The organism is Streptomyces doebereineriae (genome assembly GCF_031845645.1).
In the GTDB taxonomy this organism is placed as follows: domain Bacteria; phylum Actinomycetota; class Actinomycetes; order Streptomycetales; family Streptomycetaceae; genus Streptomyces; species Streptomyces canus.
The window spans coordinates 468,979-489,405 of sequence record NZ_JAVREZ010000006.1; the positions used below are offsets into that span (position 1 = coordinate 468,979).

Here is a 20,427-nt window from a genome sequence, read left to right on the forward strand (position 1 = left end):
AGGATCATGAGTGGCGGAGACGAACTGGTCGAACTGCTGGGCCGGGCCGGGCTGGAGGTCGTGGGGGAGCGGCGGGTCGAGGAGGTGCCGCCGCCTCCGGTCGTGTGGCGGCATGTCATCGGGGGCCAGACGGTGCCGACCGTGGCGGTCGCGGACGACCGGCCGGATCTGGTCGCCGAACTCAACGCGCAGTGGCACCGGTTGGCGTCCGACGCGGGAATCTTCGGTGGCGACGGGGTGTTCCTCATCGACTTCTCCGGTAACCAGGGCCGGAGTTGGGTGCGGGTCCGGCTCACCGACGGCTGGGATCTCGCCGGAGTCCTGGGTCCTCGACCCGGGCAGCCGGAGTTCCTCACGCTGTCCCTGGACGGGGACGCGATGGTGGGCGCCACGACCGAGGAGTACGCGGTCTGGCTCGTCGCGGTCGACCGGCTGAGGGAGCGCCATGAGGAGGCCGCACGGGCGGCCGGAGCGGAGACACCGGAGGAGCGGGCGGCCGCGTGGGAGACGCTGTTCCGGGGACCGCAGGCCCGCGGGCAACTGCTCGACGCGTGGGCGAGCGGGCTCTCGCTCAACCCGGCGACTCCGAAGGAGCTGCGGTCCAAGCTGTGGGAGAGGTCCCACTACGGGATGTACAGCGCCCTGCCGACGGAGGCGGTGGACGCAGCACTGGCCCATCCGGACTGGCAAGTGCGGTCCCGGGCAGCTGAGGTGCAACCGAACATCACGCCCGAGCAATGGTCCCGCGTACTCCTCGGCGAGCAGAACGCACGGCAACGGTGGGTCCTCACCCTGCTGGCCGCCGAGCGCCGGGCCGAAGTCCCCGTGGACACCTGCCGGACGCTCGCCGCCGACCCGTCCGCCCGCGTGCGCTCCGAGGCGGCCGGTCTCAAGGGCCTGCCCGCCTCGGTGTTGGTTGCCCTGTCCGCCGATCCCGACGGCGGCGTGCGGTATGCGGCCTGCAAGTCTGCCTGGCCGCACCTCGACACCTCGGCGCGGCACCGGCTGCTGAACGACTCCGAGGACAAGGTGCGAGCGGAGGCACTGCTGCTGCACCACCAGGACCACCCGATGCCCCGCTCGGTGTACGAGGCCGAGGGGGTCGGGACCCGCGCGCTGGAGACCTGCCTGCTGGAGCGCGGCCTCGCCGAGCACCTGGCGAGGAACGGGCAGCCGGGTGAGCGCGGTTCCCTCGCCCAGAACCCCCGCCTGGACCCTGATCTGGTGGCCCTTCTCGGCGAGGACCGCGATGCCGGTGTCCGCTTCGTGGTGTCCCGCCGCGCCGACCTCACCGAGGAGCAACGCGCCGGCATCCTCTACGACTTCGATCCGGCCGGCCACTATTTCCCGCTCGACTGGGTCGTCGCCCTCCACGACGACCGGGACGCCATGCGCCGCCTGGCGGCCTCCTCCCACCCCCTGGTCCGCAGAAGCGTCGCCCGAGCCCGGCACCTCCCGCCGGACGCCGTGGCCCTTCTCGCCGACGACGAGGACCGCGTCGTCCAGCTCTTCCTCGCCGAGTCCTGCGACGACGCGCCTGCCGACATGCTCATGCGGGTGTGGCAGTGGTGGGACGGCAGCCTCACGAGCCCCGACCGGCCGCGCGGCCACCCCAACTTCCCCCGCCACGACCTCCTGCGCTACGCCGACGACCCGAACCCGCGCATGCGCCGACTGGCCCTCGACGACCCGGAGTCCACGCCCGAGCTGGTCGAACGGCTCAGCCGGGACAGGAGCGAAGAGGTCCGCCGCCGGGCCGTGACCGACCCGCGGCTCTCTCCGGCGGCCGCGGCACGACTGCTGGAAAACCCGCACGAACACATCCGCAGTGCGGCCGCTCGCCACCCCCACCTGCCGGCCCGCATCCTCGTCCAGCTGCTGCGGCAGGGAACCGGCTCCGCGGAGACCGCCGCCCGGAACCCGGCCCTGCCGGTGGAGGTCATGCGGCGCATGGTCGAGCGGCTCGGAGCACTCAGGGCTTGAGGCGGGCGATCCGCAGGCTCGTCGAGGTCGGTGACGTGCCCGTCAGCGGCTTCGTGTACGACGGTGTCACCGGGACGTACGCCCAGGCCAGCGTGCCGTCCTTCTGGACCGCGATGCCGCCGGTGATCCGCGCCGACACCACCTTGTCCGCGCTCTGGAACTTGCCGTTCCAGTCGATGAGCCGGAAGTGCGTGCCCGTGAAGGTGCCGGTGCAGGTGCCGCTCGCGCACTTGGCGTTCTTCAGGGACTCCCAGGACACGAGAAGGCGGTTCTTGCCGTACGGCGCCACGTGCACGTTCACATGCTCGGTGCCCGGCGCGTTCGTGAGGTAAACGGCCTTGCCCGGGCCGGAGTTGCGGTTCTTCAGAAAGGCCACCGCCACCTGGTGGGTGCTGGTCCTCGGCTTGACCGTCCAGCCGCGGCCGCTCGAGTCGTCCGGGTTCTTCTTCGCGGACGCGGCACCGCGCGAGGCGAAGGCGGTCGCGTAACGGCCCGTCGAGGACTTCACCAGGTCGCCGGTGCGGCCGGGGAACGTACCGCCGCAGTACCCCGCCCAGCACTGCTCGCGCTGCACCACCGGAGCCACGTCCGGGGCGCCGATGCCCGTCGACACGAACAGTCCCGAACGCCAGTCGTCGAAGCAGAGGGAGGTGAAGTCGCCGGTGGTCTCGGCGTGCAGCGCTATGCCTTCGTTGTGGCTGCATCCCCAGCCCCAACCCCCGCTGAGCTTCGCGCCCTTGGCGCTGACGTACGACAGCTTGTCGCCGAAGTGGCCGTCCGCGAAGCCGCCCGCGCCGTGCACGACGTAGTAGGCGCCGTACTTCTTGCCGTTCCAGGTGAGTTGGCCGTCGAGGGTGGGCGAGGTGTCGTGGGAGGCGGTGCCGGTGAGCGTCGTCCGGAAGGTCTGCTTGCCGTTCGTGTACCGGACGATCGCGGCCGCCGTCTCCTTCCACTTGTTGTTGTCGGCGACCCGGGTGAGCAGCGCGAAGCCGTCGTTGTGCGCGACCAGACCGCCGACCTCCTTCGCCCCCTTGACGACGGTGTCCGTGCCGGAGCGCTTTCCGGCGGACGTCAGCGGGGTGACGTGGATGCCGTCCGAGGCGGGCCAGGCGACGCGCAGGGTGCCGTTCGGTGCCGCCGCCGTCGCCGTCCGCGTCCACTCGCGGGTGTTGTTGTAACCGGCGGACAAATAGGGGAACTTGGCGGCCAGGGTCACGGCCGTGGTGGCGGGGGTGAGCGTGGGAGCGGTGGCCGCGCCGGCGGTGGCGTACCAGGCGCCGACGAGCGCGGCCGTCGCGGCGAGACCGGCGACGACGGGCTTACGGGCGGCGCGGACCCGGCGGTGGCCGGTGCGAGGGAGGTCGCGAGCGGTGTCGCGAGCAGTGCCTCGGGGGGTGTCGGCGTCGCGCGGTGTGCGTCTTGCGGAAGTCATACCTCCAGGTCGCCGCAGGCGGTGCGAACGTTGCCGCCGATCTTGCGGCGGTCGACCGGGACCCCGAGAATCCCCGCATGACCTCCACCATCCGCCATGTGACCATCGACTGCGCCGACGCCTACGCGGTGGCCGAATTCTGGTCCCAGGCCCTCGGACAGCCGCTGCACGAGCAGGACCGGCCGGGCGACGAGGAGGCACTGATCGAGGACGCGGGCCTGCTCTTCGTCACCGTCCCGGAGACCAAGACCGTCAAGAACCGCCTCCACTTCGACCTTCAGCCCCAGGACCGCACCCGCGACGAGGAGGTCGCCCGCCTCCTCACCCTGGGCGCCACGCTCATCGACGACCAGCGCACGGGCGACGGCATGGGCTGGGTGGTCCTGGCCGACCCGGAGGGCAACGAGTTCTGCGTGGAGCGGAGTGCGGCGGAACGGGAGAACTGAGGCCGGCCCCGCCCGGCCCCTCGGGGTCACCACACTTCGGCCGGTGCCGAAGCAACACCCGCCTAGCGTGCCCGCATGACCGAACACCCGCAGCAGACGCCCGACCATGCCGTGACCGGCATGGTCCACCACGTGCTGGTCCTGGCCGAGACCTGGACCGCCTGGGACGGCGAGCCCGTCCATGTCGACGACCGTGTCTACACGCCGCACAAGGCGATCCGCCGGGTCGCCGACCATCTGGTCGACCACCTCGCCGAGTTGGAGGCGCGGCTCGCGGGCGAGACCCCGCAGCCCGACGACTGGCACGCGTCCACGACGACCACCGCGGCCGACCTCGCGCCCTTCACCCAGGAGGACCTGGACGAGGCCCGCAGCCGTCTCACCCGGCTCGCCCGCATCTGGGCCAACCGCCTCGGCGCCCTCACCGAGCACCAGCTCGACCACTCACCCGGCGAGGGCTGGACCTTCCGCGAACTCGCCCTGCACCTCAGGGGATCCACGTACTACGCCGACGCGCTCGGCGACCTGTCATGACCGCACGCCGGTCCCGAGCAGCGTCCGCGTGAGCCGGTCGGCGAAGTCCACCGGGTGCTGGAGGATGCCGAGATGACCGCCGGGAAACTCGACGAAGTCGGCCTGTTGCGCCTTCGCGAGGAACTCGGCGGTGCGATGAAGGAGTTGACCTCGGGAGTCGGTGCCCGCGGCGACGGTGAGGCGGGCCTGCGGGGGGCCCGCCTCGGGGACGTACGCCGTGAAGGGCCCAAGGACATGTGCGAGGGAGAGCGCCATCGGACTCATCAACTCCTCCTCGCGAGTCAAGGGTTGGCCCTCAGGGAGTTCCCCCGCCGCCCGGTCCTCCAGTACGGCGGTCATCAGGGCGCCCGCCGCCGCGATCCCCTTGGCCCGGTACACGGCGCAGATCTCCTGGAACGCGGCCTGCTGCCGCGCCCCGTCCGGCAGCACCCCCACACACGGCGGCTCGTGCGCGACGACGTGCCGCAGCCGCTCCGGGCGCCGGGCGAGCAGATCGAGCGCGGCGATGGCTCCGGCGCTGGTGCCGAGGACGTACGCCGACCCGTCCCCCGGGAGCGTCGCGTCGAGCACCCGCCGCGCCCCGTCGCTCCAGTCCTGGACCCGCTGGTCCTCGACGGGTTCACCGAGGCGGCCGTGGGCGAGGCCGAGGGGGTCGTACGTGACGACGGTGAAGTGCCCGGCGAGCGACTCCGTCATCGGTCCGAGGCCCATCGGGTGTCCGGCGCCGCCGGGGAGCAGCAGCAGTAAGGGGCCGTGGCCGGTGATGTCGTAGTGCGGGTCAGTCATCGGTGTTCTCCTCTTGGGGCCAGTTCTCGAGTGCCACATGCAGGGCGTCGACCGCCCTGTCCCAGGACTTCTGTACGTCGCGGGGGTCGCCGAAGCCGCCCGCCGACTCCAGGGCGCAGTAACCGTGGAAGGCGGCGCGCAACAGGCGTACCGCGTCGGTGAGATCGGGTTCGGCGAGGCCGTAGGCCCGGAGCATGCCGTAGGTGATCTCGACGGTGCGGTGGAGCGCGGGGGTGCCGGCGATCAGCGACTGGTCGATCCGGATCTGTGTGGCCGCGTACCGCCCCGGCCGCTCCAGCGCGTACGCCCGGTAGGCGCCGGCGAAGGCGACCAGCGCGTCCTTTCCGGCCCGCCCCGCCACCGCGACGGCGATCCGGTCGATCATCTCTCCGCCGGCGAGCAGGGCGATCCGGGTGCGCAGGTCCTGGAGGCTCCTGACGTGCGAGTAGAGGCTCGCGTCCTTCACGCCGAAGCGTTTGGCGAGGGCGGCCAGGGTGATGTTCTCGAAGCCGATGTCGTCGGCGAGGTCGGCGGCGGCCTCGGTGAGGCGGTCGGCGGTGAGGCCTGCGCGGGGGACCATGCGTGCTCCGTAAAACCTGTGCGTGCTCCGTAAACCTAGGACTCCTAGGTACATTACTGGACCTCATAGGAAAAGGCCCCGGATTTTTGCGGTCCGGGGCCTGGGCATGCGGCGGTCGGGAGATCAGGAAGCCGTGAAGGCCGTGCGGAGCGTGCTGACCGCCTGGGCGATGGCGGCCTCGGCGGCGTGGGTCTCGCGCAGCGCGTTCAGCATCACGAAGTCGTGGATGATGCCCTGGTAACGGACCGCGGTGACCGGGACGCCGGCCTCGCGCAGCCTGTTCGCGTACGCCTCGCCCTCGTCGCGCAGGACGTCCGCCTCGGCGGTGATGACCAGAGCCGGGGGCAGGTCACGCAGCTGGTCGACGGAGGCGCGCAGGGGGCTCGCGGTGATCTCTGCACGCTGCTTCTCGTCGGTCGTGTACTGGTCCCAGAACCACTGCATGGCATCGCGGCGCAGGAAGTACCCCTCGGCGAACTGGCGGTAGGAGCCGGTGTCGAAGCTCGCGTCGGTGACCGGGTAGAAGAGGACCTGCTGGACGAGCGGGACGTCCCCGCGCTCCTTGGCCATCAGGGTCAGCGCGGCGGTCATGTTGCCGCCGACGGAGTCCCCGGCCACGGCGATGCGCGTGGCGTCCAGGCCCTTGGCCGCGCCCTGCTCCACGACCCACCGGGCGACCGTGTAGTTCTGCTCGACGGCGACCGGGTAGCGCGCCTCGGGGGAGAGGTCGTACTCCGGGAAGACGACCGCGGCGCCGGTGCCGACGGCGAGTTCCCGGACCAGCCGGTCGTGCGTGTGGGCGTTGCCGAAGACCCAGCCCGCGCCGTGGAGGTAGATCACCACGGGGAGGGTGCCGGTGGCGCCCGCGGGCTTCACGATCCGCGTCCGAACGCTGCCGGTCGGGCCGCCCTGGACGGTCACCCACTCCTCGTCGACGGCGGGCTTGGCGATCTCACCCGACTGCACCTCGTCGACCGTCTTGCGGCCCTCGGCGGGGCCCAGGTCGAAGAGGTACGGCGGGTTCGCGGTGGCCTCGGCGAAGGCCTGGGCGGCGGGTTCCAGTACGGGGCGGGGGGTGCTGTCGGTCATGACGATCTCCTCGGATCGGGTGCCGGGGACGCGCTCAGTCTGCGGGTTCGGCCGAGTGGCGGCATGTCGAGAATAGTAGCGCGCTATTCAGTCGTGCACAACTTATTAGGGGTCGATAGAATCGAGAGGACTCGAAGCCGTACGGTGGAGGGCCCGGCGAAGGGAGCCGTTCCGTGAGTACATCCGCAGGCAGCAGGGCCGAGCAGACCCTGCTCCTGGACGACCAGCTGTGCTTCGCGCTCTACGCGGCGTCGCGAGCGGTCACCGCGCGCTATCGCCCGCTCCTCGACGAACTCGGGCTGACCTATCCCCAGTACCTCGTGATGCTGGTGCTCTGGGAGCAGGACTCGATCTCCGTGCGCGATCTGGGTACGGCCCTCCAGCTCGAGTCCAGCACGCTGTCACCGCTGCTGAAGCGACTGGAGGCGGCCGAGCTGCTGCGCCGCGAACGCCGGCCGGAAGACGAACGCTCGGTGGCCATCCGGCTCACCGAGGAGGGGGCCGCACTGCGGGAGCGGGCTCGGGCGGTGCCGTCGGCGATGGGGGACGCCATGGGGCTGACGCCGGAGCAGGATGCCGTGGTGAAGCAGCTGCTGCGGTTGATCACGAGCAATGTGGGGGCGGGCTGAGGGTTCCGGCCCGGCGGACAGCCGACGTCGTTGGCGCGGCAGATGAGGAGCTGATCGCCGACGGACCCGGGGGCCGGAGGGGGAGGTGCTGGACCTGCGTAGGGGTGGCCGCCCGGGCGACGTGATGGCGTACACCGCGTGGGTGTCCGTGCTCTGCCCCGCGAGGGTGCCCACGCGTCGATCGGTCCGGAGGTCCCACGGCTCCAGAGTGCCCATGTTGTCGCAAGGACCGCGTGCGCCACCAGGCCTCCGGCAACTCCGCCGTCCCGCAGCGCGGAACCGGATGGAGTCTCCAGCTGACTGGCCCGTAGAAGGTTTGCTCGCACACATCGCGGGACAGGGCGAGAGCACCTTCCGCGTCGTCGACGTCTGGGAGTCCGAGGAGGCCCTTAACCGCTTCGCCGAGATCCTCGTTCCGATCCTCCGTGAGGCAGGTGTCGAGGGCGACCCGGAGGTGTATCCGGCACTCACATTTGTGTCCGCCGAGTGCTGTGACCGCGAACCTTTGCCGGGTTGCTCGTTGTGCTGTTGACGGCTTCAGCCGGGCGTGGGAGGCGGGATGGCACCACCGGTGAGAGTTCGTGATCTGTCTGAGCAGGAGGGGCAGCGGCTGCAGCAGATCGTGCGGCGGGGCAGTACCAGCTCGGTGCGGTTCAGGAGGGCGATGATGCACCTGGCCTCGGCCAGCGGCAGCACGGTCCAGGTGATCGCACGCTTGGTCCAGGCGGACGAGGACACCGGCCGCGACGTGATCCACCGCTTCAACGAGATCGGGCTCGCATGCCTGGACCCTCGCTGGGCGGGAGGCCGTCCCCGCCTGCTCGACCGTGACGACGAGGACTTCGTCGTGGCAACGGCCACCACCCGCCCGACCAAGCTCGGTAAGCCCTTCACCCGCTGGTCGATCCGCAAGCTCGCCGATCACCTGCGGCGCAACATAACCAGGCCGCGGGCCCCTGATCAGGCAACGAGTGACACCGGTTCCGGATTCGCTTGCCCGAGGATGACATCACCGATTGATGGCCGCTGCTTGATCATCTCTTTGATGTGGGGCTCGTAAGATCACCGGCGACCACTTGAAAGTTGATCTTTAGGGGGAACGTCCAGGTCGGGACGCCTTCGCAGTGTTGCCACCGTGGCCTCCATAGTGCTGCTTCCGCTCTTCGGCCCGCTTGCCGGTTCCGCGCAGGCGGTGGACACCGACTGCCCGCACGACGGATACATCACCAACGGTGACGTCTGCACCAAGCTGACCAACGGCACGCTGTACCTGCACCAGACCTCCAACGGTGACTACATCGACGTCGAGTACGGCAAGAGCGGAGGGTCGGCCGTCTCCTGCAAGCTCGGTTACCTGCGCAGCGGTACTAACCACTGGAGCGCGACGAAGACATGCAGCACTTCGTTGCAGCAGAGCGCGACGTGGAGCGTGTCGGCGAGCTGCAAGCCCGATGTCGGCCTGCTGTACGCGAACTCCACCACGTATCAGACGCCGCCCACCAAGAGCTGCTGGCGGCAAGCGGTTCACGGTCCGGGCCAGTCTTCGCCCGGACCGTGTTCCCCCGCCGGACCGTGTTCCCCCACACACAACGGAGCTCTTGTGCTGGAAGCCGTCTTCCGAGGACAGTCGGCCTTCATTCTCATCGCGCTGCTCATCACCGCCGGAAGCGGCCTCGCAGCGGTCCGGTTCGCCGCACGGCAGTCCGACCGGCCGGCCCTGGTCGGGCTTTGGGTGTCGTCCGTCATCAGTGTCCTCTGCCTGACCCTGTGGTCAGCGGGGGGCTCTCAGATCGCTCGCAACTGCACCGTCAACTTGAGCCTGCTGGAGCCGTTCACCACGGAACAGGGGCTCCTCAACGCCGCCATGTTCGTCCCCGTCGGGCTGACCGGGGCACTCGTGACCCGGCGCCTGCTGCCCGCCGCCGTGGCCGGCGCGGTGCTGTCGGCCGTGATCGAGACGGTCCAGGGAGCAGTCCCCGCCATCGGCAGGGCCTGCGACACCAGCGACCTCGTGGCCAACTCGGCCGGCGCACTGGCCGGCGCGGTCTGCGGCCGGCTCCTGATCGGCTTCGTCGCGCGCACTCTGGAACCGTGGACCTTCCGCGCGCGGCCCACAGCCATGGCTACTGCCGTCTGCGCGGCGGCACTCGCAGTCGCCTGGACCGGGTACATCCAGCCGGACGAGGTGGCGGCCACGCAGGCCGTGGGCTCTGCGAACGCACAGCAGCGACGGGCCGTCGAGACCGCCGTGTCCACGGCGTTCGGCCACTACTACGCCATCAAGGGTGTCCAGTACATGGCATCGCCGGGCGAGGACAAGGGCACCGTCGTGGCCAACCTTCCTGTGGGCTTCCTCCAGTTGACCTGGCCCGACCGCGCGGACGTCACGGCGAGCCTCGACATGTCCGACAAGGGCACGGAGTCCGGCTACCCGGTGCAGGGCGTCACCACCCACCCCCGCACCGCCACCCAGGCCAAGGCCATCGCCGTAACCTACGCCGGGCGCCACTACCCGTGGGCTGAGCCAGACAGCACGATCGAGGTCTCCGGGGTCGGGGACCACGCGACGCTCGGCTGGCTGGTGAGCTTCCGCCGCTACCGCGACAAGGTCCTCATGCCCATGCGCCTCGACATCCAGGTCGACCGCGCGGGCCGTATCTCCCAGCTCTCCGCCCGCGCTGCACAGGACGTGCAAGTGCCCGAGGTAGTCATCTCCCGGGCTGCCGCGGCACGTGCGGCCCTGAAGGCGTCCCCCCACTGCGCCAAGACGGCCAAGACGACAGTCGGCGAACTCTTGGCCGTACGCCACCATGACACCTGGGCGGCTGTCTGGCGGACGCTCGTGACCTGTGGTTCCTCCACCACCGTGATCAACGTGAACGCCCAGTCGGGAACGGCGTCCAGCCCGCCTGACACATGAGAATGAGCCCGGTATTCCCGAGCTTGGTCAAGGCGGTGTTCAGAGGTCGTTTTCCCCCTTTGTTTCATCCTGGTATGCGCAGTTGGTCGAGTGATGTCGGGTCGCGCCAGGAGATGGTGTTCTCGCCGGTGAGGCGGCGGGCCATGAGGTCGGTCATGGCGAGGTGGATCATGGCTTCGGAGCGGACAGGGAGGGTCTCGTAGTCTCGCGCCAGACGGCGGTGCAACATCAGCCAGCCGTAGGTCCGCTCGACCGTCCACCGCTTCGGGATCGGGGTGAAGTCCCTGACCCCGAGGGTGCGTTGGACGATCTCCATGTCGATGCCGAGGGTGGCGGCGTGCTCGACGAAATGCCCTGCGATAGCCGCCGTCGACCCAGACCTTGCGGATCGAGGCGTGAGTGGTGGCGACGTGGTGGATCAGTTGGGTGCCGGCCACGGAGTCCTGGACACTGGCTGCGGTGACCAGCACCGCGAGGAGGAGGCCGAGGGTGTCGGTGACGATGCTGCGCTTGCGTCCGACGATCTTCTTGCCCGCATCTGTCCCCTGGTTCGTGGCGGGGATGCTGGTGGCGGTTTTCACGCTCTGCGCGTCGATCACGCAGGCGGACGGTTCGGCGTTCCGTCCCTCTCGCTGTCGCACCAACTCCCGTAGCAAGCCGTTGAGTTGGGCGAAGATGCCGTCGGGCTGCCATTTGGCGAAGTAGCCGTAGACCGTGTTCCAGTTCGGGAAGTCGTGAGGCAGGTAGCGCCACTGCACCCCGGTGCGGTCCACGTAGAGGATCGCGTTCATGATGCTCGGGCGGCCGGCCGAAGTCCAGGGCCCGGCCGCGGCGCTCGAAGCGCCACGCGGACAGGACCGGCTCGATCAACTCCCAGCGGGCATCGGACAGATCACTTGGATACGAACGTCGGTCGGCCATGTCCTGGACGTACCGCCGGTCCAGGGCGTGCGCCCAGGCGTGCATCTTGCCTGGCGGAAGCACGGAGAAGGATCCGGGCGTCCTGGAATGAGACAGGCGTAAGCCGACTCGCACCCCAGACGTCACACCATCCGCCGCAGGAAGCAAGACCATCTCGGTGGCCTCACTCGCACCAGCTCATCGGAGGGTGCAAAAGCGGAGCTATCGCCGCACTAGAGATGAAAACCACCTCTCAGTAGCTGTTGTCGTTCCGATCGTGAGGGGTTCGCGTCGAACGGGAGTCTCGGTCGGGTGGTTGCCGTCGGCTGTGGGCATGAAGGCCGACCCAAGGCTCTGTGGCCATAGCAGAAACATCATCGAAACCGGCGGCGACTTCTACCGCCTCGCGTATACCCAGGCCCAGCTGGGCGGCGGCTGACCGATGACCCGCAGAGGGATCACAGGATCGCGAACGACGCTCGATGCTGCCACCTTGTTTCCGTTGTGGACCATCAGATCGACCGACGACACGCGGGCAGTGACGGGAAGACGGCTGCGAAGGCCGGCCTCGGCCTCCTCCAGCACGGCATCGTCTTGCCCCTGGGCGATGGTTCAGATGCGGGACGACCTCTAGCCACCGTCACTTGGCGGGGAGAACCCCGACTGGGCTCTGGTGCACCGCATTTGGGCCGCCATGGTGAGCCTGCCGGGGGGCCCTCCGGGTTCGAGGTCGCTGCCAGGACGCCGCAGCTCTGAGTCACCCTCGCCGCGTTGCAGGATGGAGCTATCGTCAAGACTTGTGGGTCAGTGATCAGAACCAGTTGATCGTGTCCTTCAGGAGGCGGGCGAGCTTCGCCCGCTTCGTCCCGTTCGCTTGCCAGGTTTCCTCGGCTTGAACGCTGGCGGTTGTGACTCCAGCCTGGCCGGCTGGGTTCTCCGCCGGTATCAGACGGCGGTTGGCGATGAGCATCCCGACGCGGATGAGCGTGACGCCCAGGCGACGGGCGGCTTCTGGCTGCGACATCCAGCAGCGTCATCGACGGTGTCCACCTTGAGCAGAACGTAGCTGCGGTTGCTCCGCGACCACGGCCACCCCGGCCGGTGCCTTTCGTACATCACTCCGCCGCCTTCGGCCGCTCGACGAGGAGACCGCGACGTCGAGTACGGCGTCGGTGGACGGCGGGTTTTCCAAGACCGCACACTGCTCGAGCGGGAGGCCCCACAGGTCGGGTGCCATCAGGAGTTCGGCGAGGTGGCGCACGTTGTTGCGTACGGCGGGCAGGTCGTCGAGATGGTCATAGTGGTCCACGCCGATCAGGACCGCCCGGGATCTCGCGGGGTCGGGCAGGTCCATCAGTCGTTCCCGGAGTCGTCGTTCCTGGCATCGTCGCCGTCGCTTCCGGCGTTGTCGCCGTCAGGCCCGAGGTCGCTGCCACTGCTGCTGGACCGTAGTTCCACGATCCGCCGTACCGACTCCTCCGAACCATCCGTCAGAGTGACCGACTCGCCGTCGACGATGATCACCACCTGGACCTGCCTGGCATTGGCACGCCCCTGACGCCACGTGGCATAGGAGACCGCGAAGCTGGCCAAGGCGATACCCTGGCCTATCACCTCGATGACCTCGGCCGCACCCATGGCGCCGCCGGTCTGCCGTGGTGGCCGCAGCCGCACTTCGGCATAGCGCCGCAGCTCGGCGTCCTGCCGGAACCAGCGATACAGATCGGTCAGCGTGACCCCACCGTCGTCCGCCGGGACCCTGACTTCGACCTCCATGGCACTCCCCCGTGCTGTTTCCCACACTCGGGCGCGAGCTCACGATAGAGCTAACGAAGACTACCCGAGCGCCCAACTGACCACTTGATCCAGAAGTTTGGATCCTCCGGCCCGCCCGCCTGCGCCCTCTCTTCGGGCCGGTGATCGACTCCCCGATCACACGCGAGGCGGGATCACGTTGGCCGGTCCGGGGTCGGCAAGGCGAGCTTCGAGGTCAGCGACGCGTCGGTCCTGGAAGCGGAGGTTGGAGCCGGCGGCCTTGAGCCGTTCGTCGAGGGTGCGGCTGGCGGGGGTGAACTGGCGGACTCGTTGATTGAGGGTGGTGTTCTTGGTGGTGATCCGCTGGATGGCTTCCTCGGTCCACTACGGGCCCGGCGAAGACCAGAGAGGCCGCGCGCGACGGCTGCCACCGCGCCCTTCAGGTGGACGTAGTGCTCGGCCATGCGGTCGGAGACCTGGCCGAGGTAGCGGCGGATGGCCCCGAGACGGTGCCGGACGATGCGCCCGCGGGACATCGGTACCGCGCGGTTGGCGCTGTTCAACGCCTGCGATGCCTTGGGCGGCGTGATCACGAAGTAGACAAACGCACAGCAGCAGGCACAAGAAGATCGCCGATGCCGGGGCCAGCCAGAGGGTGATGTACAGCCAGTCCCGCAGCGTCGTGGGCGTCCGGCTGAGGCAGAGGCACTCCATCAAGATCAGGGCCAGCAGGTAGAGCCCCAGCAGTTTCTGCCACCATCTGAACTCGACCATCACGACCGGGGGTCGGGGCGGAGGGCCTGCGCGATCGTGGCGAGCCGCGCGGTCTGCTCAAGGCGGTCGTCCGTGATGCTTCGTCGCCACGGCCAGACTCATGTTCCAGCGGACCCGTTCCAGGTAGAAGGCGCGCATCTCTTCGTCGCTGACCGGAGCTCTCCGTCCTGCGCCGCCGTCTGGACGTGGCGGTGGGTGATGAGGCAGACGTTCACGGACGGGATCCGCCTCCTGATCGCCTGCCAGCAGCGCGGATTCAGGACAGGTGGGGTGCCACGGCACCGGCCACCAGACCGCACCGCAGATAACTGCTCATGGTGTGGAAGTCCAGAGCGCCGATGTGGTACTCGTGATGGCTGTCCACATCGAAACGGTCGCCCAGACGTCTCGGCACCGCGACGAGATCACCGGGATCGGCGATGTTCACCCAGCGGTCCAGGCTGGGCGGGCGCATGCCCCGGCCGCCAGAGGGAGCAGGATCCAAAGCATCGAACACCCCTCCCGGCAGGCCGAGCGGCGAGCCGAGGGTGACGAGGAGTTCCACCTGCGGCAGTGCGAAGGCGTGCAGCGCTTCGTAGGCGACCACTGAGCCGAGAGAGTGGGCGACGACGACGGTGGCTCCAGAAGCTCGTACGGTCTCCGCGACCGCCTCGCGAGCAGCCGAGCGGCGAGCTGGCGAGGTGAGGTAGACGTACACCTCCGGCATCAGCGCGATCGCAATCCGCGCGAGCAGGTCCGCCGAGATGCCCTGGCGTCGCGCGAACCAGTCAAGGGCTTGTCTTACCGGCATCGTCCCCCAAGCCTGGCCCTCAGGGGGTTCGGCCGGTAGGCCTGCGGCCTGCAACCACGAGATGACGAGGGCGGCTTCTGGCGCACTCAGCTCCTCGATTCTCGTCGCGGCGGACTGGACCTCGTCGTCGTTGAGAAGATGTGCATAGTAGGCGGGTTGAACGTGTGGTGCCGGGATGTGCCCAAGTCCCGCAGCGCCATAGCCCTCGGCGAGGCACGGTGACCACTCCGCAGCGAGTTCGGCAGTGGCCTCGGGAACTGGGACGCCGGGGCGCCAGTTCTGTACGCCATGGACCATGACTACCGAGTGTTGTGTCATGCGTCTTCTTCCCCCCGTGCCTCTTCCTGTGGCTCGTCGTTGGCCTGTGACCAGCTGAAATACGAAATGCGGGAGCCGGACGCGGCGAGGACTCCACGCGGTGAGACGGCGATCGGCCCCATTTGATCGGGGACTTCGACCTGCGTGAGCATCTTCGCTCCGTCGAACGGATCCCAGACCCGGATGGTTCCGTTGCGGGAAGCCGTCACGACGTGGAAGGAGTCTTCGCTTGGCATCGTATGTATGGAGTGCAGGATTTTGTCGGGGTTGTGGAACGAGAACACGATGTGACGACTGATGAGATCCCGGCCTACGACCAACCCGTCGGCGAATCCACTGACCAATACCGGAGTTTCCTGGTGGCACTCCATTGCCGTCGCTGCCGGTTCGCCAGACACGCGGAAGCTCAGCGTCCGGACGCCGTCGTGGACCTCCATCACGGCCGGCAGGTTCGAGTCGCCGCCTGGATCGGGAGGAGAGCTGTATACGGCGACGGCGGTGAGCGGGCCCACGTCGCCGATGGCATGGCACACGCCCGGTTGAACGTGGGTAAACAGCAGCACGCGCTGCGGCTCGGCCGCGTCGACCACCGTGTTGATGCCGTGCGAGTCGTGGGCAGCAACAGCGCTCGTGCCCCGGTAGGTGTGCCAGGAGAGCTTCTTCGGATAGAGATCCCACATCCCGCTGCGGGTAACGACGCCGTTGGTGAGATTCACGGCCCAGCCCGTTCTCTGCCCGGTGCTGACGATGGCGGTCGGCACGCCGTCCACCACACCCGCCGCGGCTGTGACGGCGCCGCGGAACCGTCCGGAGGACAGGCACAGGCCGTCCTCCGTGTCCCAGGTGTGCAGGACGCCGTCTTCGCTCAGGCTCAGTGCGAACTGGCGCCCGCGATGGCTCGTCAGGGCGACGGAGACTACCCGGCTGTCGTGACCGTCCCACTGGGCGAGCCGTCCCGCGGTGTCGAGACGGTTGAGTACCTCGGCCTCGAAGTCGCGTGATTCGGCGAGTGCCAGGAGCCTGGAGCCGTCACTGCCCAGCGCCCGGATCCGGGTCCCTTCCGGGTAAGGGTGACGCTGGCTGTGCCGGGTCCCGTCCACCACAGACCTGATCTCTACCTGTCCGTCGCTCGTGGTGGCGACATGTTCCTCGCCGTTGAGGTCGAGCAGGGCGACAGGCTGGTCCGATCCCAGAGTGGCCGTCAGTTCGCGTATGCGACCGTCGTCGAGACTAAGCACGCGGATACCGTCGTCGGCGCAGGTCACGATATGCCGACCACTCCGCTTGCGGCTGGGCAGCACCTTTCGTACGGAGGCGGTGTGCATCTTCCAGCTGCGATGGCCCGTGCCGTCGGCATTCCACAACTCGAGGGTGCCGCCAACAGTGCCCGCGAGCACCGTCGGCGTGCCGTCCAAGTCGGCGATCGCGATCGCCGTGTACGGGGATGCGGCGGCGGTGGGGAAGGTAGTGACCCGCAGATCCTCGCCGGAGAGGGACGGAGGCAGGGAGAACACAGTGATGTCTTGCTTGCCGCACGCAGCCACCACTGGATGCCCCCCCACGGTGCCGACGGCGACGGCGACCGGCTTATTGGGCAGGGTGAGCCATTGAATGTTGTCGTTTGTGTTCAGATTCCACAGGCGTAGCGACCGCTTGCCGGAACTGATGGCCATCAGTGTGGCCTCGCCGACGACTCCTACCGCGAACACCGGCCGTCGTTTGCCCGAACCAGCCTTTTGGACCGCCAGCGATGCACCGTCCAGGGCGTCGCGGATCCACACGTGTCCGTCAGCATGCGTCGTCACGGCCACAGGGCCGTCGGACGCCGTTGCCAGCTCGGCCTGCTCCGCGAAGCGTCTGGTGTCTTTGAGGGCGCGGGTTCGCGACCCCCATTGCAGGGTCAGTGGAGCCGGCGAGTGATTGTTCGTTCCGCGGAGTGCGTCGAGAGCCCGCACCAGCCAGTCTTCGTTCCAGACGACCGCGTTGTGGCGCAGCCACTCCCAGCGGATCCATGGGTCGTCCTGCGGGGAGAGTGCCGGAGCGATGATCTCGGCGATGTGCCGCGCCCGCAGGGATCGGGTGTCACGCAGCCGGGCTCGCAGGGCGGTGGGATCTGAATGCACCAGGAAAGCAGCCGACTTGAGGAGACCGTCGAGCTGTCCTGCGGCTGCCGCGTGCTGGGCTGCGTGCCGTTGGACGTAGGGAAGGGCGAGATCCCAGGCTGGCTCACCTGCCGCGTCGCGACCGGAAACCGTGCCCAGGACAGCGTGCCAGACCGCGCGGCGGTCCGAGGAGGCCGGCGCCAGATGGTCGGCCAGGCTCTGGTGGAAGAAGCGGTAAAGCCTGCGTCCATCGATGTCAATGGCTGACCGAATGTAGAAGGATGCGGCTTCGATGGCGTCTCGGGTGTCGTCCAGGTTAGGTACTTCGTCCGCGTCAGCGGTGAGCCGCCCGGCCACCGCGTGAATAACCTCCAGCGGCATTCCCTCGCCCAGCCCGTGGGCGAGGGCTGAGAGCACGGACCGGATGGTCGACCGCTGGCGGGTCAGTACGCCGAGGTGGAGGTCGAGCATGCCGGGCAGGTCCTCGGGGACGCGCCGGACGGCTTCCTCAACCGTTAGCGAACCGTCATGCTCCGTGAGGTAGTGGGCGAAGAGCGAAGCGAGCAAGAAGCCACCCCGGTGGCGCACGGTGGTCAGCCGCTGGGCCACAGCCTGGGCCAGCTCCAACCGCGCCTCGGTGCTCCCCGGGCCCGTGTAGGCCGGGGCCTGCTCCAGCAGGTCCGCGAGGTAGTTACTCAGTTCCTTCGTGCGTTTGGGACCGGACGTCTTGTCGAGGTTAATGACCGACATTCGCGCGTGCGGCGACGCCTTCCTGGGGTCGCCGCTCAGTTCGGGGAAACGGTCCCACCACGGGCGGACACCGACGACGACTTTGCACACAGGAGCACCGTCACCGCGGTCACTCGATGCCGTGGCGAGCGGTAGCAGAACCGTGCTGAGCAGTTCCTTGTCGAGGGACGCCTCGTCGAGAGCATCGACAATGACGACTGCGGGTGGCAGGGGAGGCGGCACTTCGATGGGCTCATATGGATCACTTTCTTTGCTCTTGTCCGGATGTTCTGCCGCGTTCTTCTCCGCCTCCTCCCGCCTTTCCTCTGCCGCTTTCCTGACCCGATCCCTGTCTGCGACGGCCCCCCGCAACCTTGTCAACACCTCGTCCGCACTCCAGCCCCGCAACGGTGCCTGCCCTAGACCCAGTTGCTCCGCTATGGAGGCCAGAACGGCAGCGGGATCCCGCTGCCGTGCGTGCACCGCCGCGACCATCGACCGGCGCTCTACACGGAGATGGCGGGGCACACGGTCGCGGATCGATCCGGAGACCTCCTCCAACTGCTCGTGTGCGAGGCACGTGAGGACGCCGAGGAGCGCTGACTTGCCGGAGCCGGGGCTGCCGGTGACCACCATGAGCCGAGCGGCCTGGTCATCCTCCAGCCACTCCTTGAGCCGCCGAAGCTGGGGACGGCGGCCGGTGAAGAAGCAGCGACGGGTGACGTTTTGCTGGTGAGGGGCTCCGGAGGCACGGGACACGAAGTGCACGACATCGAGGGCGGGGTCGGCCGCGGAGGCGAACTGCCACAGGCCGTTCTCCATCTGCTGCCGGTATCGTCCCGCCGGCGTCTCCCGATAGCCGGGGTTCTCGAAGAATGGCGGTACGGGTCCGTCGGCCTCCGCGTGCGCCGTGCGCAAAACGCGCTGCGGTGGTTTGTCTTCGGCCGCAAGCAGCCGGGCAAGCTCCCGGTCGATCTCCCGCGCGAAGGTCTCCACCGGTACATGCCTCATGGCGGGGGAGAGATCCAGCCAGCCTGCCTTGAGCCGGGTCAGCACGGAACCAGTGGCCCGGGAAAAACGCGCACCGTACGCCTTGCTGTCGTCCGCGCAGGCGGCGATCACCCAGGCCCGACGCCGGTCGGCCGACAACCCGTGCAACCACTGCTGCATGGGGGCCCGGCCGGAGCCGCACACGTCGAGAAGAAACAGCACCGGCGGACCACCATCGGTGCTCTCCACCTGCTTCAACCACTGGTCTACGTCCGCGGCCGTCCAGGCTGGGCGCTCCGGATCGGTGTTGGTGGCCGCGAGGAACAGTGAATTGGCGGTAGAGCCGCTAATGCCGTGTCCCAGGAACTGCACGATAAGAGCCGAGCCCGTGCGCGCACACGCCTCGTAGGCATCCCGCCACTCCCGCTGCAAGTCGTCATGAGACAGGTCCATCCGGGGACTTCCAGCGGTGAGCGACACCCCCGGGTGGCTGCCGAGTGCAGCGGTCAGTTCGGCGGCGATCCCTGGCGCGGAGGGAAGCGGTCGCAGGGCGACTGGTGTGACTCCCTCTACCGCTTTCCTGCCGCCCGCCGAGTAGCTCATTCCGACGACGAGCGCGTTGACCACGTAACCCTCCCTGACGTGATGTCACGGAGCTTAGGGGAGATGCTACGGAGACCGGTCAGGTTTCTCCTATTGCCATCCACAGCAACTGTGGCGTGGTAACCGGGCCGGCCTGATTATTGATCTCAGTGGTGACCTGCTGCCCTTTCCCAATCATACTGCGGGCCGCTGAGACGGCTGGCGCAGAGGAGTACGTCACCACTCCCCAGGCGCACCGACGGAGTCACGCAGTCGTACCTCGGTGCCGATCGGGAACGCCTCGGGCTGCTTTCCATCGAGGAGCGCCTGGAGGGGCCTTCCATGCCTGTGCGCAGCCTTGAGATGACGGAGACCATCCGCAGGCTGGAGCAGGAGCTCTCCGTCCTGTGCCGCCAGGTCCGCCTCGTGCAGCAGGAACCGGAGACAGAGACACCCCAGACTGTGCAGGCGGGACAGGGTGTTGCCCGCCCGCAACACCGACCGCGGCGGCCCCGCCCACAGCCCATCTGGCCTGCCAGGCTCCTTACCGACCAGCTCGCCGCCCTCGCTGATCTGCTGTCGGTGCTTCAGGCGAAACTCCTACTGGCCATTCAGCGCCGCCTCACGCCAACGGCGTACGCGTACGACGACCACGTACCGCCCGTTGCCTGCTCGCCGTGCGGTGTGATCCGCATGGCGTCACCGCTGGTTCCACGGGGGGCCTGAACTCGCTCTGCATCTCGGCACCCCAAGTCCTTCCTGGGCGTTGGCGGCCTGATCCCACGGACCAGGCACCCGCCCGGTCACCGAATGTGGAGATCAAGTTGAAGAGCAGCATCGAGGCCATCGTGTCCCTCACCATTGACAATCCGACCCTGGCGGCCCTGCTGACCGTGGTCATCTTGGTCGTCGGCCTGCCGTTCACCATGTGGCTGTCTGGCCTCGTCAGGGACTTCTGGTCCCCGAAAGATCGGGGCCGCGCGCCGTATGGCCGGCCGTGTGTGCCAGCAGCTCGGCGAGCGGCTATCCGGCACGAACCAGCTCCGTACTTCGCGGGTGGCAGCGAAAGGTGGATACGGCGCCAACGC

Annotated in this window: 14 protein-coding genes and 2 pseudogenes; 6 read left to right on the forward strand and 10 right to left on the reverse strand. The window is 68.6% G+C overall.

The annotated features are described in order from the left end of the window. Positions 1 to 6: 6 nt before the first annotated feature. On the forward strand, positions 7 to 1,983 hold the full coding sequence (locus RNB18_RS20685) for a PE-PGRS family protein (RefSeq protein WP_311715560.1): 1,977 nt from the start codon (positions 7 to 9) through the stop codon (positions 1,981 to 1,983). On the opposite strand, the gene RNB18_RS20690 is transcribed toward RNB18_RS20685, so the two are convergent. Further along, positions 1,973 to 3,415, reverse strand: a complete 1,443-nt coding sequence (locus tag RNB18_RS20690) for a hypothetical protein (protein WP_311715561.1) — start codon at positions 3,413 to 3,415, stop codon at positions 1,973 to 1,975. The genes RNB18_RS20685 and RNB18_RS20690 overlap by 11 nt on opposite strands. Positions 3,416 to 3,492: 77 nt before the next feature. On the opposite strand from RNB18_RS20690, the gene RNB18_RS20695 reads away from it, so the two are divergent. Continuing rightward, complete coding sequence (locus RNB18_RS20695) at positions 3,493 to 3,861, forward strand: VOC family protein (RefSeq protein WP_311715562.1); 369 nt, start codon at positions 3,493 to 3,495, stop codon at positions 3,859 to 3,861. A gap of 75 nt (positions 3,862 to 3,936) precedes the next feature. Next, positions 3,937 to 4,395, forward strand: coding sequence for a hypothetical protein (locus tag RNB18_RS20700; protein ID WP_311715563.1), 459 nt, complete (start codon positions 3,937 to 3,939; stop codon positions 4,393 to 4,395). On the opposite strand, the gene RNB18_RS20705 is transcribed toward RNB18_RS20700, so the two are convergent. The 3 genes from RNB18_RS20705 to RNB18_RS20715 all read right to left on the reverse strand — a co-directional run bounded on the left by RNB18_RS20705 (position 4,390) and on the right by RNB18_RS20715 (position 6,850). Next, positions 4,390 to 5,181, reverse strand: a complete 792-nt coding sequence (locus RNB18_RS20705; protein WP_311715564.1) for an alpha/beta fold hydrolase — start codon at positions 5,179 to 5,181, stop codon at positions 4,390 to 4,392. The two genes, RNB18_RS20700 and RNB18_RS20705, sit on opposite strands and share 6 nt — an antisense overlap. Next, a complete protein-coding gene (locus RNB18_RS20710; protein ID WP_311715565.1) occupies positions 5,174 to 5,761 on the reverse strand; it encodes a TetR/AcrR family transcriptional regulator in 588 nt (195 codons plus the stop codon). Before RNB18_RS20710 ends, RNB18_RS20705 begins: the two co-directional genes overlap by 8 nt. A gap of 123 nt (positions 5,762 to 5,884) precedes the next feature. Beyond that, a complete protein-coding gene (locus tag RNB18_RS20715) occupies positions 5,885 to 6,850 on the reverse strand; it encodes an alpha/beta hydrolase (RefSeq protein ID WP_311715566.1) in 966 nt (321 codons plus the stop codon). A gap of 173 nt (positions 6,851 to 7,023) precedes the next feature. On the opposite strand from RNB18_RS20715, the gene RNB18_RS20720 reads away from it, so the two are divergent. From RNB18_RS20720 to RNB18_RS20730, 3 genes and pseudogenes are all read left to right on the forward strand, one after another. After that, positions 7,024 to 7,479, forward strand: a complete 456-nt coding sequence (locus tag RNB18_RS20720) for a MarR family winged helix-turn-helix transcriptional regulator (protein ID WP_311715567.1) — start codon at positions 7,024 to 7,026, stop codon at positions 7,477 to 7,479. A gap of 559 nt (positions 7,480 to 8,038) precedes the next feature. After that, a pseudogene (locus RNB18_RS20725) lies at positions 8,039 to 8,428 on the forward strand (helix-turn-helix domain-containing protein); the annotation flags it as partial. A gap of 186 nt (positions 8,429 to 8,614) precedes the next feature. Next, positions 8,615 to 10,399 carry a VanZ family protein gene (locus RNB18_RS20730; RefSeq protein ID WP_311715568.1) on the forward strand — a complete coding sequence of 595 codons (1,785 nt, stop codon included), beginning with the start codon at positions 8,615 to 8,617 and terminating at the stop codon, positions 10,397 to 10,399. Positions 10,400 to 10,463: 64 nt separating this feature from the next. On the opposite strand, the pseudogene RNB18_RS20735 reads toward RNB18_RS20730, so the two are convergent. The 6 genes and pseudogenes from RNB18_RS20735 to RNB18_RS20760 form a co-directional block, all read right to left on the reverse strand. Next, positions 10,464 to 11,320, reverse strand: a pseudogene (locus RNB18_RS20735) (IS5 family transposase). Positions 11,321 to 12,110: 790 nt separating this feature from the next. Next, positions 12,111 to 12,323, reverse strand: a complete 213-nt coding sequence (locus RNB18_RS20740; RefSeq protein ID WP_311715569.1) for a DNA-binding protein — start codon at positions 12,321 to 12,323, stop codon at positions 12,111 to 12,113. Between the two features lie 9 nt (positions 12,324 to 12,332). Further along, positions 12,333 to 12,653, reverse strand: a complete 321-nt coding sequence (locus RNB18_RS20745; RefSeq protein WP_311715570.1) for a hypothetical protein — start codon at positions 12,651 to 12,653, stop codon at positions 12,333 to 12,335. Further along, on the reverse strand, positions 12,653 to 13,075 hold the full coding sequence (locus RNB18_RS20750) for an effector-associated constant component EACC1 (protein ID WP_311715571.1): 423 nt from the start codon (positions 13,073 to 13,075) through the stop codon (positions 12,653 to 12,655). The genes RNB18_RS20745 and RNB18_RS20750 overlap by 1 nt, the downstream gene beginning before the upstream one ends. Before the next feature lie 1,009 nt (positions 13,076 to 14,084). Next, positions 14,085 to 14,618, reverse strand: coding sequence for a hypothetical protein (locus RNB18_RS20755; protein ID WP_311715572.1), 534 nt, complete (start codon positions 14,616 to 14,618; stop codon positions 14,085 to 14,087). Positions 14,619 to 14,932: 314 nt separating this feature from the next. Further along, the gene (locus RNB18_RS20760) at positions 14,933 to 19,384 is read right to left on the reverse strand and encodes an AAA family ATPase (RefSeq protein ID WP_311715573.1); all 4,452 of its coding nucleotides are present in this window, start codon (positions 19,382 to 19,384) and stop codon (positions 14,933 to 14,935) included. Positions 19,385 to 20,427 lie beyond the last annotated feature (1,043 nt).

Bases quoted from the DNA above. Each gene is read 5' to 3' on its own strand.
- RNB18_RS20700 (WP_311715563.1), top strand. From the start codon at position 3,937: ATGACCGAACACCCGCAGCAGACGCCCGACCATGCCGTGACCGGCATG.
- RNB18_RS20715 (WP_311715566.1), bottom strand. From the start codon at position 6,850: ATGACCGACAGCACCCCCCGCCCCGTACTGGAACCCGCCGCCCAGGCC.
- RNB18_RS20685 (WP_311715560.1), top strand. From the start codon at position 7: ATGAGTGGCGGAGACGAACTGGTCGAACTGCTGGGCCGGGCCGGGCTG.
- RNB18_RS20705 (WP_311715564.1), bottom strand. From the start codon at position 5,181: ATGACTGACCCGCACTACGACATCACCGGCCACGGCCCCTTACTGCTG.
- RNB18_RS20750 (WP_311715571.1), bottom strand. From the start codon at position 13,075: ATGGAGGTCGAAGTCAGGGTCCCGGCGGACGACGGTGGGGTCACGCTG.
- RNB18_RS20690 (WP_311715561.1), bottom strand. From the start codon at position 3,415: ATGACTTCCGCAAGACGCACACCGCGCGACGCCGACACCCCCCGAGGC.
- RNB18_RS20710 (WP_311715565.1), bottom strand. From the start codon at position 5,761: ATGGTCCCCCGCGCAGGCCTCACCGCCGACCGCCTCACCGAGGCCGCC.
- RNB18_RS20740 (WP_311715569.1), bottom strand. From the start codon at position 12,323: ATGTCGCAGCCAGAAGCCGCCCGTCGCCTGGGCGTCACGCTCATCCGC.
- RNB18_RS20695 (WP_311715562.1), top strand. From the start codon at position 3,493: ATGACCTCCACCATCCGCCATGTGACCATCGACTGCGCCGACGCCTAC.
- RNB18_RS20755 (WP_311715572.1), bottom strand. From the start codon at position 14,618: ATGCCGGTAAGACAAGCCCTTGACTGGTTCGCGCGACGCCAGGGCATC.
- RNB18_RS20745 (WP_311715570.1), bottom strand. From the start codon at position 12,653: ATGGACCTGCCCGACCCCGCGAGATCCCGGGCGGTCCTGATCGGCGTG.